This window comes from Pleurocapsa minor HA4230-MV1, assembly GCA_019359095.1.
Classification (GTDB): domain Bacteria; phylum Cyanobacteriota; class Cyanobacteriia; order Cyanobacteriales; family Xenococcaceae; genus Waterburya; species Waterburya minor.
This window is the reverse complement of sequence record JAHHHZ010000019.1, coordinates 1-14,750: the sequence shown is the minus strand read 5'-3', so window position 1 is coordinate 14,750 and position 14,750 is coordinate 1. Positions and strand designations below refer to the sequence as shown.

Annotated in this window: 14 protein-coding genes; 4 read left to right on the top strand and 10 right to left on the bottom strand. The window is 38.5% G+C overall.

Features of this window, described 5'->3' with window-relative positions; all coding sequences use genetic code 11:
- Positions 1 to 28: 28 nt before the first annotated feature.
- The 3 genes from KME09_09230 to KME09_09220 all read right to left on the bottom strand — a co-directional run bounded on the left by KME09_09230 (position 29) and on the right by KME09_09220 (position 2,124).
- A complete protein-coding gene (locus KME09_09230) occupies positions 29 to 418 on the bottom strand; it encodes a hypothetical protein (GenBank protein MBW4534108.1) in 390 nt (129 codons plus the stop codon).
- A gap of 138 nt (positions 419 to 556) precedes the next feature.
- Positions 557 to 1,399: an AraC family transcriptional regulator gene (locus KME09_09225; GenBank protein MBW4534107.1), complete on the bottom strand. Its 843-nt coding sequence runs from the start codon at positions 1,397 to 1,399 to the stop codon at positions 557 to 559.
- A gap of 95 nt (positions 1,400 to 1,494) precedes the next feature.
- Positions 1,495 to 2,124: a GNAT family N-acetyltransferase gene (locus tag KME09_09220; GenBank protein MBW4534106.1), complete on the bottom strand. Its 630-nt coding sequence runs from the start codon at positions 2,122 to 2,124 to the stop codon at positions 1,495 to 1,497.
- Between the two features lie 427 nt (positions 2,125 to 2,551).
- Between KME09_09220 and KME09_09215 the strand changes: the two genes are divergently transcribed.
- Complete coding sequence (locus tag KME09_09215) at positions 2,552 to 3,829, top strand: pentapeptide repeat-containing protein (GenBank protein ID MBW4534105.1); 1,278 nt, start codon at positions 2,552 to 2,554, stop codon at positions 3,827 to 3,829.
- Between the two features lie 212 nt (positions 3,830 to 4,041).
- Here the strand turns inward: KME09_09215 and KME09_09210 are convergent, their stop codons facing one another.
- From KME09_09210 to KME09_09180, 7 genes are all read right to left on the bottom strand, one after another.
- Positions 4,042 to 4,281: a DUF4327 family protein gene (locus KME09_09210; GenBank protein MBW4534104.1), complete on the bottom strand. Its 240-nt coding sequence runs from the start codon at positions 4,279 to 4,281 to the stop codon at positions 4,042 to 4,044.
- Between the two features lie 257 nt (positions 4,282 to 4,538).
- Positions 4,539 to 6,128 carry a beta-glucosidase gene (locus tag KME09_09205; GenBank protein ID MBW4534103.1) on the bottom strand — a complete coding sequence of 530 codons (1,590 nt, stop codon included), beginning with the start codon at positions 6,126 to 6,128 and terminating at the stop codon, positions 4,539 to 4,541.
- A 39-nt stretch (positions 6,129 to 6,167) separates the two neighbouring features.
- Positions 6,168 to 6,545: a 30S ribosome-binding factor RbfA gene (gene rbfA, locus KME09_09200; GenBank protein ID MBW4534102.1), complete on the bottom strand. Its 378-nt coding sequence runs from the start codon at positions 6,543 to 6,545 to the stop codon at positions 6,168 to 6,170.
- A gap of 131 nt (positions 6,546 to 6,676) precedes the next feature.
- Positions 6,677 to 7,609 carry a LysR family transcriptional regulator gene (locus KME09_09195; GenBank protein ID MBW4534101.1) on the bottom strand — a complete coding sequence of 311 codons (933 nt, stop codon included), beginning with the start codon at positions 7,607 to 7,609 and terminating at the stop codon, positions 6,677 to 6,679.
- Between the two features lie 354 nt (positions 7,610 to 7,963).
- Complete coding sequence (locus tag KME09_09190) at positions 7,964 to 8,302, bottom strand: P-II family nitrogen regulator (GenBank protein MBW4534100.1); 339 nt, start codon at positions 8,300 to 8,302, stop codon at positions 7,964 to 7,966.
- Between the two features lie 193 nt (positions 8,303 to 8,495).
- On the bottom strand, positions 8,496 to 11,663 hold the full coding sequence (locus tag KME09_09185; GenBank protein ID MBW4534099.1) for a DEAD/DEAH box helicase: 3,168 nt from the start codon (positions 11,661 to 11,663) through the stop codon (positions 8,496 to 8,498).
- Between the two features lie 193 nt (positions 11,664 to 11,856).
- Positions 11,857 to 12,807, bottom strand: a complete 951-nt coding sequence (locus tag KME09_09180; protein ID MBW4534098.1) for a zinc ABC transporter substrate-binding protein — start codon at positions 12,805 to 12,807, stop codon at positions 11,857 to 11,859.
- A gap of 88 nt (positions 12,808 to 12,895) precedes the next feature.
- Here KME09_09180 and KME09_09175 point away from each other — a divergent pair, with 88 nt between their 5' ends.
- The 3 genes from KME09_09175 to KME09_09165 all read left to right on the top strand — a co-directional run.
- Positions 12,896 to 13,639 carry a metal ABC transporter ATP-binding protein gene (locus KME09_09175; protein MBW4534097.1) on the top strand — a complete coding sequence of 248 codons (744 nt, stop codon included), beginning with the start codon at positions 12,896 to 12,898 and terminating at the stop codon, positions 13,637 to 13,639.
- Between the two features lie 164 nt (positions 13,640 to 13,803).
- Positions 13,804 to 14,184: a nuclear transport factor 2 family protein gene (locus tag KME09_09170; protein ID MBW4534096.1), complete on the top strand. Its 381-nt coding sequence runs from the start codon at positions 13,804 to 13,806 to the stop codon at positions 14,182 to 14,184.
- 172 nt (positions 14,185 to 14,356) lie between these two features.
- Positions 14,357 to 14,750 (top strand): photosystem II q(b) protein (locus KME09_09165; GenBank protein ID MBW4534095.1); only part of this gene is annotated, 394 nt, incomplete at its 3' end.

Sequence of the window (14,750 nt, the reverse complement as noted above, 5' to 3'; positions counted from 1 at the left end):
ATTGCACTAAGTATCGATTTTAGCGAAATTAAACACTGCTATTTTGACGTTGAAATATTTTTGATGAGTAGAGCATCATTATACTTGGCGGTAGTCCCAGCCAAAAACCAGATATAGGCATAAAGAATAACGCGATTGACATGGTAATTAGCAAAATTATCCCTACAGAAATTGGCAAAGTTAACTTTTGACGATGCGCCCAAAGACATAATTCTCCCACAAGATAAATAAAAGGCGAAAGCAAGATAAACCAAAAGGCAGTCTCGCGAGAAAATATTGGTGTAAATGGCTCTGGTGCTACAACATTGAACCAACCAGCCTGAGCTATTTCTTGCCATTGAGAATAATATAAAATTATTCCCCCCAAAGCATGAAGCGCACTTACTCCAATCCACCACCAACCAGCTAAACGAAGCATAATAAACTCCTAATCGCGATCGCTTTATTTTGTTCAATTGACATGATTTGCATCTCCTGTTGATTTGATTTGTTTACAGGTTAGGAGATGAAGTGTCGATAAATATTGTAGATTTTGCTTATTTTAGAAGATTCTGCTTTAAAGTCGAAAAGCTTTGGGGGTTACACCGACATGACGCTTGAAGTGATGAGTCAGATGACTTTGATCGGCAAATCCTACTTGAGTAGCAATTTCAGCAATAGTTAATTGTTGGTGTTTTAATAATTGTTTAGCTCTAGCAATGCGACAGTGAATAACGTACTGATATAGAGAAATTCCTTGAGTTTGCCTAAATAGTTTGGTCAGGTGGGAGATACTTAAACTAGTTACTTGAGCCATATCCGCTAGAGTAATATTTTCTGCTAAATTTGCCTGAATATATTCATCTAACCGTCGATGTAGATAAGGTGGTAGAGGATCATCGCTGTAATTAATCTCGGTTTGGAATGTAGTGTAGTGTTTCAGCAGATGCAGACAGAGAGTATTATGCAGTGACTCGGTATACAAACTGTTGTTTGAGCCAGATTGCAATTCTCCCAGCAAAGTAAAAAGTAACTGTTGAACTAAATTATCTCTAATGCCATACTGAGGAATAAGTTCGAGCTTGTGCGATCGCGGTGCATCTTGGCAGGCTTGAGTTAGTAATGCTGGATTGATATCTAACTGAATAATTTCTGCGTTTTTATTCCAACTGAGTTTTTGGGTTAAACCAGCAGGATAAATTACCATATCGCCGTAAATACAATTAAGCGATCGCAACTTGCCATTGACAACCTGTTCGTAAATTAAAGGTTTACCAACATAAAGACAAATGTGATGCTCGTTAAGTGTATGTTCTGGAGTTTCGTAAGCTGGATACAGATAATGTTCTAAAGATACTCCCGTCCAATTTGCTCGATCGCTAGAAGTCAACAAAGATGGAGTTGAGATGTTAGTTGACATCAATTAATTACCCAATTTAATTTTTGTCATTTTTGTCATTAAAAAGCAATATTTTATTATATTTAACGGCAATTAGATATATATTTTCAAGTTTTTTAAGCTAGATAAAATTGTTTCAAGTTCCAAGTAGTTTTGTCTATTTGATACTTAACTAACTGGCGATCTAATAAGTTTTGAATCAAAGAATTTTCTAATAAACTTGGCGGTAGCAGATCCGCAGTGACAAGATATTCTTGCTGCAATTTTAAACCCACCTTTTGCATTACTTTTGTCGAAGCCTTATTTTCAGTTAAAGCCCAGGCACTTATTTTATTAATATCAGAGTCAGTAAAGCTTTTATCGATTAATGCTTGCGCAACTTCGGTAGTGTAGCCTTTGTTCCAACTTGGTTGACGAAGACGATAGCCTAATTCCACTGCATCTGGTTCAGCAAGATTTAGCTGTTGTAGTAATTTAAAATCAATTTCAGGACGTAAAAATATCCAACCAACAAATTCTTGGTTTTGTCGTTCAACTATTGCCCAGAAACCCAAATCTGAAGATTTTTTGTAATAGCCTGTTGCGTAGGGTAAAAATTCATTGGCGATTGCTTCTCTTGTAGTCGCAATGCCACCATTAATAAATCGCATTACTTCAGGATCGCTATCTAATTGGACTAAATTGTCTAGATCATCTTGAGTCAATTTGCGTAAAATTAAGCGGTCAGTTTCTAGGAAAATATTCATAGATATCAGCAAAAATTCATTAGAGCGATCGCTAGTTTCGATTCCCAATAGTTACACTGCTTGGTTGGTCGATTATATCAATGCTTTGAGCTTGTAACTCATCCAAATTTTTAATTATTACGATATCTGGCGCGCTGTTTACTATTTACGCAAAGCTTTACTAATTGTAGATGATCGATACTTGAGTTTAATTTACTTTACTCAGTTGACATTTATTTAAAACTTCACACTTGATTGATAACTTATATATTAAATTAACAATATAAATGTTGATAAAATTTAAGTGTCTTATTTTAACAGTGTGGTAAATATTAAGCTGTCATACTACGATATATATTTAATATTTAATGACCATATTATGTTTAAATTTTTAAAAAACTCAAAGAGATTGTAGCTTATAAGTAAGTTTTATTAAGGAATTTTAATCATGGCAAACTCAGAACATTTGGCATTAATTAAGCAGGGTGTTGAAGCCTGGAATAGCTGGTATGATATGCACAAACAAGTTATACCAGATCTTTCACAAGCTAATCTAATTAATTTAAATCTTCGCGGAATTAACCTAAAAGGGGCTATTCTTCAACAGGTTAATTTTAGTCGGGTAGACTTAAGTAATGCTCAGTTAGCTAATGCTAATTTAGAGCAAGCTAATTTATTGGGCGCTAATCTTTTTGATACTAACTTTAAAGGAGCTAATTTAGATTATGCCATCTTTTCTCAAGCTACTATTAATGCTAAAACAATAATGGCAACCAAGTATCGCAAGGTACATGAAATTGTCAATCGTCAAACTGCAAAAAAAAATTATTCTGGCATCGATCTCAGCAATTCTAATTTATTTCGAGTTGATTTGAGTAATGCTGATTTGAGTAATACTAAACTGCTAAACGTCAATTTTAATAGCGCTAATTTGAGTAATACTTATCTTTATAAAGTAGATTTAACTGGGGCTAATTTGCAAAATGCGGACTTGAGAAATGCTTATTTTAGTCAAGCAAATCTGACTGCGGTTAATCTCGCTGGTGCATTGTGTTGTGGCACATATTTTAAGGATGCAGAACTAAAATTTGCCAATTTTAAAACAGCTAAATTTAGCCAAAAGACGATGATCGATCCTAAATGGTATTCTGTTTGGGAGATCGTTAATTATGGTGCAGCGAGAAAGAATCTCAGTGGTGCGGATTTGAGTAACGCTAATCTCCAAGGAGTAAACTTTGAGGAAGCGAATTTGACGAATGCCAAACTCAGCAACTCTATTCTACGTCATAGTAATTTAACCAATGCTAACTTAACTAATAGCGATTTAGTTGGCGCAAATGTTTGTGGAGTAGATCTAGAGCAGGCTAATCTTAAGGGTACTAAACTTAAATCAATAATTAGCGATCGCCGTACTAAATTATCGACTCTTAATAATCATCAGACTAATTTAATGGTCAAAGCACAACCTGTTACTGAGTTAGAAGTTGAGCCAGAAATAATAGCCCGATCATCAACCCCTACAAAGATTCAGCATATTCAAACTGCACCAGTTCAACTGACTAAAGCTAGTCAAAAACCAGCGAAAAATCGGCTAGGTATTTTATTAATAGGAATTGTAGCTGCTGTAGCTGCTACTGGATATATTTTTTGGACTCAAAACCCAGAATATCCTTTGTCACTAAAACTTAAAATTTGGCGCAGCCAGCTAGAACAGTTAATGCCTTAAGTAGGGTAATTATAGCCGTACAAAGTTAGATTAAGACAATGAGGGTGATCGGCTCGAAGGTAGTAGGTAGTCCTAAAGGACGACGCGTAGCTAGTGCTTTAGCATAAGCTTCGCAAATAGATAGTGGGTAGTAATAAAAAACGTCCTAACATTGTCTAGTATTGCTTTATTTAGTTAACTTACTCGCTACTTAAGTAAAAGCAAAGTGGTATTTAGTCGTTTTCCCAGCTGTCGTAGGAAACTAAATCACCAATCGGATCTCTGAGTAAATAGTCAGCTCTTTCTAATTGACACTCAATTGTAACCCACTCACGAGCGGGAATATATTTGCACAGGGTATAGATCGATTGTTGACGGCTAATAATGCCTGTTTCGATTAGCTGGCGAGCTTCATCTTTAAGGGTATCAAGAGAATAAATAGTAGAAGGGTATGATTGTGTAGTAGCAGTCATGTTGTATTACCGTATAAATAAAATAGCTTTAAAATTAATCTTTCTATCAATATAAACTATTAACCAAACTGCTGCTAGCAAAAATATTATTACTTGCTGTATCTAAAATTACATTAGCTTTTTAATGTTAGGAAAATCGATGGCAAGTTAAGATTTGATTAAGCACTTTGTCAGGATATCAAGTGATTTATACTGGTCATTTATAATGATTTTTTATTCAACTTAAGCTACGATATTCGTTCGATTTTACAATTTAACTAAAACCCAAAATTAGGAGATTGAAATTCTAAAGACTGAGAATTATCAGCAAATAAAGTCTTAAGAGCGATCGCCTGAGCCTGTGGCATTTGTCCATAAGTAAACACCCACGGTAAATCCGATCCCATAATGCTTTTAAACCATTCTAGGACGTAGGGACTACCGTAAATTGCTATACCAGCTACTTGTTGATTTGCAATTAACTGTTGATATATTGCTTTAGTTTTATTAGTTAAACCTGCATTACCGCGAAAGGGATTACCACGAATAAATACTTGTAGTAGAGTTGGACGAGAATCTAATAAAATACAGTCTAAAGTATTGCTGTCTACAAGCTGCCTTTGATAATTGTATTCTTGAGGAATAGTAATTGCTGGAGAGTTAATATCTAGGTAATTTACAGTTAATAGATCATCTACCACGATTAAATTACGCCCTGGTGCATGAGCATCAGTAATTATTGATATCTTACTTTGTTGTAGAGAATTTTTCAGGATCGAGTTGACGGTAGATCTAGCGCGATCGCTCGACAATTCTGTAATTGTAGTTGAATCAGCAAAAACCTGTTGTTTAGCCTGCCAGATACGTGCTAAAGACTCCTGAATTCTTGATTGCTTAATCCTGCCAGTTTGCACTGCATCATAGATCGAAGCGATCGCTACTTCTGGATGATCGGGCATTAATAAAATATCTGTACCTGCTTCAACTGCCATCACTGCTACTGTTTCAGGAGTCGCATATTTAGTTATTCCCCCCATAATCAGCGCATCTGTGACGACTAAACCCGAAAAACCGAGGCGATTTCTTAAAATTTCGCTCACAATTTTCTGCGACAGAGTGACTGGTAGCTTTGCATCCCAAGCAGCAATTAATAAATGAGCCGTCATCACACTATCTACCCCAGCCGCGATCGCCTGCTGAAAAGGAGGTAATTCAACTGTGGCTAATCTGGACTCAGAATGATTCAAAGCAGGTAAATCCAAATGAGAATCGGTGGAGGTATCCCCATGTCCAGGAAAATGCTTGGCGGTGGTTAAAACAGCCGTAGATTTAGCACCTTGAATAAATGCCGTAGTTAAATCAGCTACAACTTCAGAGCGATCGCCAAAAGCGCGAATATTAATCGCGGGATTATCGGGATTATTATTAACATCCACCACAGGAGCAAGTAACCAGTTAATACCGACGGCTAAAGCTTCCTGTGCCGTTACTTCTCCCATCTGATGCGCATATTGTCGGGCTAAGTCTGGATTCTGCTCATAAATCTTGCCTAATGCCATTGGCGGGGGAAACCAAGTCCCTCCAGGAAAACGCTGTCCAATCCCTTCTTCAATATCCGCAGCAATGAATAGGGGTATATTTGCCCAACTCTGCAACTGTTGCGATCGCGCCTGCAATTCAACACTACTTCCACCTAGCAGAATCACACCACCCAGATTAAACTCCCTCAGCCAGGTTTTTAATTGCTGATTGTTGGCTTCCCAAGCAGGATAACGGATTTGATGATCGAACAAATGACCTGAAGCACGGACAATAATCATCTGAGCAATTTGCTCTTTGAGGGATAAACTTTGCCAATCTTGTTTCATCAATCGCCGATCATTCAGATCATTTAAATATTTACCAATTTAATCTACTGCCTCGGGTTTATTTTGTCGCTCCTGACTAATTTTACTCAGCAGATTTAACATATTGTCTCCTCTCTCCAAGGGACTTTCCAAAAATTGAACTGTAGGAGTACGTCTTAACTTCATCCGACTACCCAATTCCTTGCGAATATAGTGAGAAGAAGAGTCTAAGCCAGCCATCGTTTCTTCTCTGGCTTCATCTGTACCATAAATACTGACAAAGATTTTAGCGTGCTGTAGATCTCCAGAAACGTCCACGTCAGTAATACTAACCATCCCCGCACCAACGCGATCATCTTTAATTTCACTAAACAACATTTGGCTCACTTCTCGCTTAATCAAAGCAGCTACACGAGCGACGCGACGACTATTAGCCATAATTTTTACCTCATCATAATAACTAGCTAGTGGCGATGCAATGAAGTATTGTCTAAACTCCACTCTAGATTGTAGCTAAACCTTGGCAGGTTAGAAAATTCTTTACCACAAGCCAGGGTAAAACGCTCTTATTAATTTGATCTAGCCAAGATACTTGACTGAGGAAAAGACATCTTGGGACTTTCTTCTAATAGGTAATCCAGAAAGGTTTCCGCAATGACTGAGAGTTTTTTACCCGCTAAATAAGCAACATACCAACGGCGCTTGATGGGAAAGTGTTTAAAGTCGAGAATGGTTAATTCTCCTGACATCCCCTCGGAAAATAGAGAGTGTTCTGACAAGATAGAGATACCCAATCCGCCGTAAATAGCTTGTTTAATTGCTTCATTACTACCCAACTCCAATTTAACCTTGACCGAAAGATTATTTTCCGTTAATAATTTCACAATCGACTCTCTAGTACCTGAACCTTGCTCCCTCATAATAAAAGGTTGATTGTTCAACTCTTTTAAATCGATATTTTTTTTGTTGGCTAATGGGTGATCCTTTCTCGCCACGACAACTAAAGGATTATTGAGAAATGGCTTAGTAGTCAAATCAACATCATTGGACGGATTACTAACTACGTATAAATCATCTTTATTCGCTAACATGCGCTGTTGAATTTCTTGATGATTGGTCACCTGGAGTGCAACATCAATACCAGGATAGTTTTGACAAAAAGAACCAAGTAATCTGGGGACAAAATATTTAGCAGTAGTAATTACAGCCAGATTTAGCTGTCCTTGTTTTGTTCCCTTGAGATCTGCTATTTTGATTTCAAAATTGTTGAGCTTTTCAAAAATATCTTGACAGGTAAGCAGTAACTCTTGACCTGCATCAGTAAGATATAGTCTTTTACCGATTTGTTCAAATAAAGGTAGTCCTACTGAATTAGTCAGTTGCTTGACTTGACTAGAAACAGTTGGCTGTGTAATCAACAGTTCTTCTGCTGCACGAGTGAAGCTGCCGTTGCGGGCGACTGTCTCAAATACCTTTAATTGATGCAGAGTGGCTGGAATCAAGAGACTTTGCTCCTCAATATGCAATGATTATTTATATTATCATATATAAAAACCAATGCTTTTGGTAAAAATCATAATTTTTAGATTATGGATAGAGCTAGATCTAAGCCAATACTGTTCGGTTAATTTTTAACTATTGTTGACTGGGATTTAGGGATTTAGGGATTTAGGGACTTGGGACTTGGGACTTGGGGAAATAATATATCTTCCTAATTTTTACGGCTTTTTGCAAATATTCCTAAAAAGCACCTAGAATCTACTATTTTTGACTCCAGATGCTAATGCTGTGATTGAGTTAGATAAATAATCAAAAAATTATTGTTCTATGTCAATTTGGAGGCGATTTTCCGAATGCTATACAGCTTCGAGATTTTTTTCGCCAGTCCGAATCCGTACCACTTGATCTACAGGGTAAACAAATATTTTACCGTCTCCAATTTCACCAGTGCGAGCAGCAGCGATAATTTTGTCTACCACCATATTCACTTGATCGTCTTCAATAACAATTTCAATTTTGAGCTTTTGTAGAAACTCAACCGTATATTCAGAACCGCGATAACGCTCAGTTTGTCCTTTTTGACGACCAAATCCCCGAACCTCGGAAACTGTCATCCCAACTACCCCAGCGTTAACTAAGGCTATTTTGACTTCATCTAATTTAAAAGGTCTGATAATAGCTTCTATTTTCTTCAATTTCCTATCTCCTATCCTTAACTATGAAAGATTAACTTTCACTATTTTACGTATATTTATTTAGAAAGATAGTCTAAAGAGATAGAGAATGTAAAATGTAACTGTTTAATTACCTGGCAATAAATGAAATAAAGTTTCAAGCGATCACTTTATTTTGTCTATTTCAGGACTGATTAACTGATTATCTTTTTTTTTAATCATCAATAACTGCATCTCGATCTAATAACAATAGATTACGCAGACTGCCAGTATCAAGATCTGTTAACCACTGTTCCCCTGCGCCGACAGTTTGTTCGGCTAGTTCTTTTTTGCTTTCAATGATGTCGTTAATCCGTTCTTCTAGGGTACCTGTACAGACAAATTTATGTACCTGCACATTGCGTTGTTGTCCAATACGAAATGCTCGATCTGTTGCCTGATTTTCTACCGCAGGATTCCACCAGCGATCGACGTGGAAGACATGATTTGCTCTAGTGAGGTTGAGTCCAGTTCCCCCAGCTTTAAGGGATAGAATGAAGATTTTGGGGCCATTGGGTTCATTTTGGAAGCGATCTACCATTTCTTGTCTAGCTTCGCGCGGAGTTGCCCCGTATAAGAACATTACTTCTTGTTTTAGCTTCTCAGATAGATAGGGTTTGAGTATTTTGCCCCACTCGGAAAACTGAGTAAAAATTAAAGAGCGATCGCCTTCATCGACAATTTCTTCGAGCATTTCTTCTAAACGCAATAGTTTACCAGAGCGATCGCCGAAATGTTCTGTCTTGACGATCGCTTTTTTGTCTTGATGGCGATCGAGTAATTCGGGATGGTTGCAAAGCTGTTTAAGACGTAGTAGCAGTGTCAGAATTAAGCCACGGCGTTTGATCCCATCAGCATCTTCAATCTCTTCGAGGGAGTTATCTACTAGTTGTTGATAGAGTTCTGCCTGTTCTGCCGATAATCCACAGAATACGTTCATTTCTTGCTTTTCGGGCAAGTCTTGAATGATATTTTTATCGGTTTTTAAACGACGGAGAATAAATGGTTGCGTTAGCGATCTGAGGATGTTTAAAGATTCGCGATCGCCATATTTTTCGATCGGTACGGCAAACCTCTTTTGGAAGAAGTTGCGATTGCCCAAAAAGCCAGGATTAAGAAAATCCAGAATTGACCATAGTTCAGTGAGACGATTTTCTACAGGCGTACCAGTTAAGGCAATCCGAAATCCTGCGGGAATTTCTCTAACCGCTTGAGATTGTTTTGCCACAGGGTTTTTAATGTTTTGGGCTTCGTCTAACACTATCCCTTGCCAATCAATACCTGATAAGGTTTTTTGATCGCGATGCACTAAGGAATAACTGGTGATTACTAGTTGTTTATCCTTAACTATTTTAGCAAATGCCTTTCCTTGTTCTCTTTGATTGCCGTGATGAATCATAGCTTGTAATGTGGGGGCAAATTTTTTAACTTCTCGTTCCCAGTTGTTAATTACGGAAGTAGGGCAGATTAACAATGTTGGTTTCGTTAACAGCTTTTGCTGCTTAAGATTAAGTAAGAAGGCAATTAATTGGATCGTTTTGCCCAAACCCATATCGTCTGCTAAACAAGCACCTAATCCCCAAGTGTCTAAAAAGGATAGCCAGCCCACACCCTTTGCCTGATAAGGACGTAATTCACCTTTAAAATCCTTAATTTTATTCACGGGTTCGACAGACTTATCATCGGACAAATTATCTAATAAGCCTGCTAAGACTCCTGTCGGTTCAAACTTAACTACGGGCAACTTGGCTAAAGTTTTAGTATCTCCTGTGGATAAACGCAATGCATCTTCTACTGAAAGATCCAGCTGATCGTTAGACTGATCTAATACCGCTTGGGCAGCCCTAACATCTGCTGGTTGCAGGGCAATCCACTGTCCATCGATTTCCACAATGGGTGACTTCTGTGCCAGTAACTTTTTAAAGTCTGTTTTAGAAACAGTGCGATCGCCTACGGCAATTTCTAATTTATACTTAAGCATACTTTGCAGACTTAAACGCTCTCCCTTCCTCTGAGAAACGCTAGCAGTCATTTTGATGCCCAGTCTTTGTTCTCGATTGTCGTTGGTTAAGCCAGGAGGCAGAATTACGCCTAAACCATTGTCCCTTAACTGCCAAACCTTCGCCCGAATAAACTCATACACCTGAATTGGATCGAGAATACAACTACTAGGGTGACTATGATTTAAACTTTCCCGCACAGGTTCATAAATACGAGTTGCTAATCCTAAGCCTTTAAGTAAGGTTTCCTGGGGATTTTCAATAGTGCGATCGCCAATTTTGAGAAATTCAGCAGCACATTGCCAGATCGTCGCTGCATCAACGATAAAATCGGGATTATCTAAAGCTTGTAAATAATAGTTTAATGACCAGTCTGGCTGTTCGCTATCTTCCTTAGTTTCTATTGGCGGTGCCAGCACAAAACAGACTCGATAACGATTTAAGCCTAATTCATTTTGCCGATTAACTATATACTCGCTGACAGGTAAAGTCCAGCTATACAAAGCATGAGTCAAACGGTTAGCATCACTTAAATTTGTTTCTAAAACAGGAGATCCCGAGAGCGATCGCAACCAGGGTTCAATACTTATATCTTTATAACTATTGGGATTATAGTCAATCCAAGAACGCAACCGCCCATCTAAGAGTAGAGAAAGCGATCGCAATAATAATCCTTCCTCGGTAGTATTGGCTTGAGATTCTTCCGCATCCAGATAGGCTAAACAAGCTTCTGGTAGTGCTTGAGTAAATTTTGCCAAGCGTACTCGATCGATTTCGCTATCAATTAGAGGTTGCCAGACACTTCTGTAGTTAGTTCTACGAGATTTTTTAACTTCAATTCCTGGCAGAAACTTTTGTCTGACGATTAAATCTAATACCCAGCGATATATATGCGACCAATAACGTAGATCTCCCGCCAAATAATCTGTACCAGACTGTAGCGCAGCTAGGGATAATATCTGCAATAGACTAATGGTTTCCTCGACAGTTAGACGAAATCCTTTTACTTCCCAAAGATACAGATCTAACTTTGATTCCCCTTTAACTGCGTTTCCCGCAAATACAGGCTGTACTTTTTTGCTCACTGACGTTTCGGTAATGATCGTCGGCATTCCTACTAGCTGAGTATGCCACTTGCTTTGAGCCAATAAATCGGCAACATCTAATTCATGGCTTTGGAACAGATCGAGTAATTCTGAACGTTGTAAGTTAAAGGGATGAATAAAATCCCCCGACTTATTAAGAGAGAAGGTTTCGTTAACCAAAGAACGCCAAGTTTGTCCCCAGACAAAGAAATAATCTTGACCCGCATTAACGATCCAACTGCCGTGAATAATTGACATAGTTATCTTGATTGAGACTAGAAAAGCCGAGAGTAAGGAGCGTAATTCTGTTACTACACCTCAGACTTATGAATACGAACTACATCCTTCTTCAATCCCATAGCTGATTAGTTGGAGAAGAGACATCGTAATGTAATGATCAGTTTAGCAAGTTTCCTTGATTACCTATTATTTATTACTTATTACTTATTAATTACCTCATAAATGCCTGATAGTCTCCACCTAATGACTCAACGATAGATTTAGTATTGGCTACCAACATTTTGACATAACTATCTCCCTCGCTTCCTTTGACACCGATAGAGTCAGAATATAGTTCCTGTGGTGCAAGCCTTACTCCCGCTTCTTCGGCAACTGTCTGAATTAACTGAGGATTGATGGTTGTTTCGGCGAAAATTGCGGGTATCTGCATTTTTCTAATCTCATTAGCCAAATTCTTAACTGTTTGGGCGCTCGGCTGTTCCTCTGTACTAATTCCAATCAATGTTCCTGCCATTTCTAGACCATAGGCGCGAGTATAATACTGAAACGCATCATGAGTGGTAACTAACCGCCGTTTCGCTGGGGGAATAGTTTTAATCTGTTCGGTAATCCACCGATCGACCTGCTGTAACTCGGTAATCAACTCCTCAGCATTAGCTGTAAATTCTGCTCGATCTTCAGGGGATAGTTCAATTAAGCGATCGCGAATTGCTTTCGTCATCGCGATCGCATTTTGCGCATCTCCCCATACATGAGGATCGGGTTCTTGTTGTCCCTGATATTCAAAATCTAGTGGTGTAACTACTTCTCCTACAGCATATTTCTTCGCGTTAACTCCCGTCGAGCTAATCATTTTGATGATTCCTGGCTCTAAATTAAATCCGTTATATAAGATTAAATCTGCTTGCTCTAACGCTACGCTATTTTGTGGGGTTGGTTCATATACATGAGGATCGGCTCCAGGCTCTAAAATACCCTGATGACTGATTTCATCTCCCCCCACTTTTTCAGTCAAATCGGCAATGATCGTACTAGTTGAAACTACTTGCGGTTTGTCACTTTCTACTCGATCTCCACTTGCTTCACATCCAACTAGTAATAAGCCTAAACAAGCTCCTGCTAAGACAAACCATCGCCGAGTACTAAATTGTTCAGCAACCATACTGTTTTCCGTACAAACCTAAGATTGACATATTTATCATATTTCTTTCATAATGTTTATCATAATCCTTTCATATTTTACTTGAGTCATGAGCTACAACGCGATCGCCGTTGATAATTTAGGAGTTTGTTACCGTACAGTCGAAGCACTGCGAAATATTTCTCTAAATCTGACACCAGGTAAAGTAACTGGAGTATTTGGCCCCAATGGTGCAGGGAAAAGTACTCTAGTTAAAGCTATGTTAGGTCTTATTCCTGCCAATAGTGGGTCGGTATCTTATGATGGGCAACCAATACAGCACCATCTTGATAAAATTGCCTATGTTCCCCAGCGATCGCAAATTGACTGGACATACCCCGTAACCGTTTGGGATGTGGTCATGATGGGTCAAGTTCGTAAAACAGGATGGTTTCGTCGTTTTTCTAATGTTAGTCGTCGTCAAGCAATGGCTGCACTCGAGCAGGTAGAAATGAGCGAATATCAACACCGTCCCCTCGGTCAACTTTCAGGCGGACAGCAACAGCGAGTGTTTTTAGCCAGATCCTTAGCACAACAGGCAGAAGTATTCTTTTTTGATGAGCCATTTGTGGGAGTAGATCAAAAGACTGAAAATATTATATTCAAGATTTTTCATCAGCTTGCCGATCGGGGCAAAATTGTGGTGGTGGTCAATCATGATTTAGGTGAATCAATAACCAATTTTGATGAATTAATCTTGCTCAATAAAGAGCTAATTGCCGCAGGACAAAGACAACAGGTGTTGCGCGATGAAAACTTGCAGCGAGCCTATGGTGGCAAGGTGATGTTTTTTTCTGACGAGAATAACAATTAGTTATAAGCTATATGCTATAGGCGTTTAAACTGTGCCTTGTATGTGTTACCTGACTGAAAAGCCAATTAAATAAATTGAATTTCCCACGCAAATATTTAGACTGTTTAACACTTTCAATCGTCATAATTACTGTGATTCTTAGCACTTTGGCGACACCCCAAATTATGGCTGAGTCTTTACTCTCATCAGCACAAATTCAAGAGATCATAGTAAGACAAGCTCAAGCTTGGGAACAGCAAAATGCTCAAGCGATCGTTGATGATTTTGCTGAAAATGCAATATTTATTGCCGCAGGTTTTAAGTTCATGGGTAAGCAGCAGATTAAAAAGGCTGCCCAGGATTACTTTAAACAGTTTCACCATACCTCTGTAACAATTAAACGAACTATTCTAGATGTAGATAAAAATTGTGGTGCAGTGGAATGGGATTGGCGTGACCAAAACCGTAAGACTGGAAAAGAGGGTTTTGCAGAAGACGCGATTGTGTTTGAATTGGCAAACGGAAAAATTTTGTATTGGCGTGAATATATTGAAAAGAAAAAGTAAACATAAGACAAGCTTATAGTTAACATTAATAATAAGAATGTTACAAAGCTTGATAAAGTATAAATACTCAGCTATATTTAATTACAGAGACAAGAGCAAATCATTCATCTGCTTCCTGGCTCATCTAGTTTAGAACCTAGACAAATAAATAAATAAAGCAATCATAAACACAATGACAACTACTTTACAACAGCGCGAAACACGCGGTGCTTGGGAGAATTTCTGTCAGTGGGTAACAAGCACTAACAACCGTATCTATGTCGGTTGGTTCGGCGTCTTGATGATCCCCACCCTCCTAGCAGCAACAACTTGTTTCCTGATCGCTTTCGTCGCAGCACCTCCTGTAGACATCGACGGTATTCGTGAGCCTGTAGCAGGTTCCTTGATCTACGGCAACAACATCATCTCTGGAGCAGTAGTACCTAGCTCCAATGCTATTGGTCTACACTTCTACCCAATTTGGGAAGCAGCATCCTTAGACGAGTGGTTATACAACGGTGGCCCTTACCAGTTGATTATTTTCCACTTCTTGATCGGTGTATTCTCATACCTCGGTCGTCAGTGGG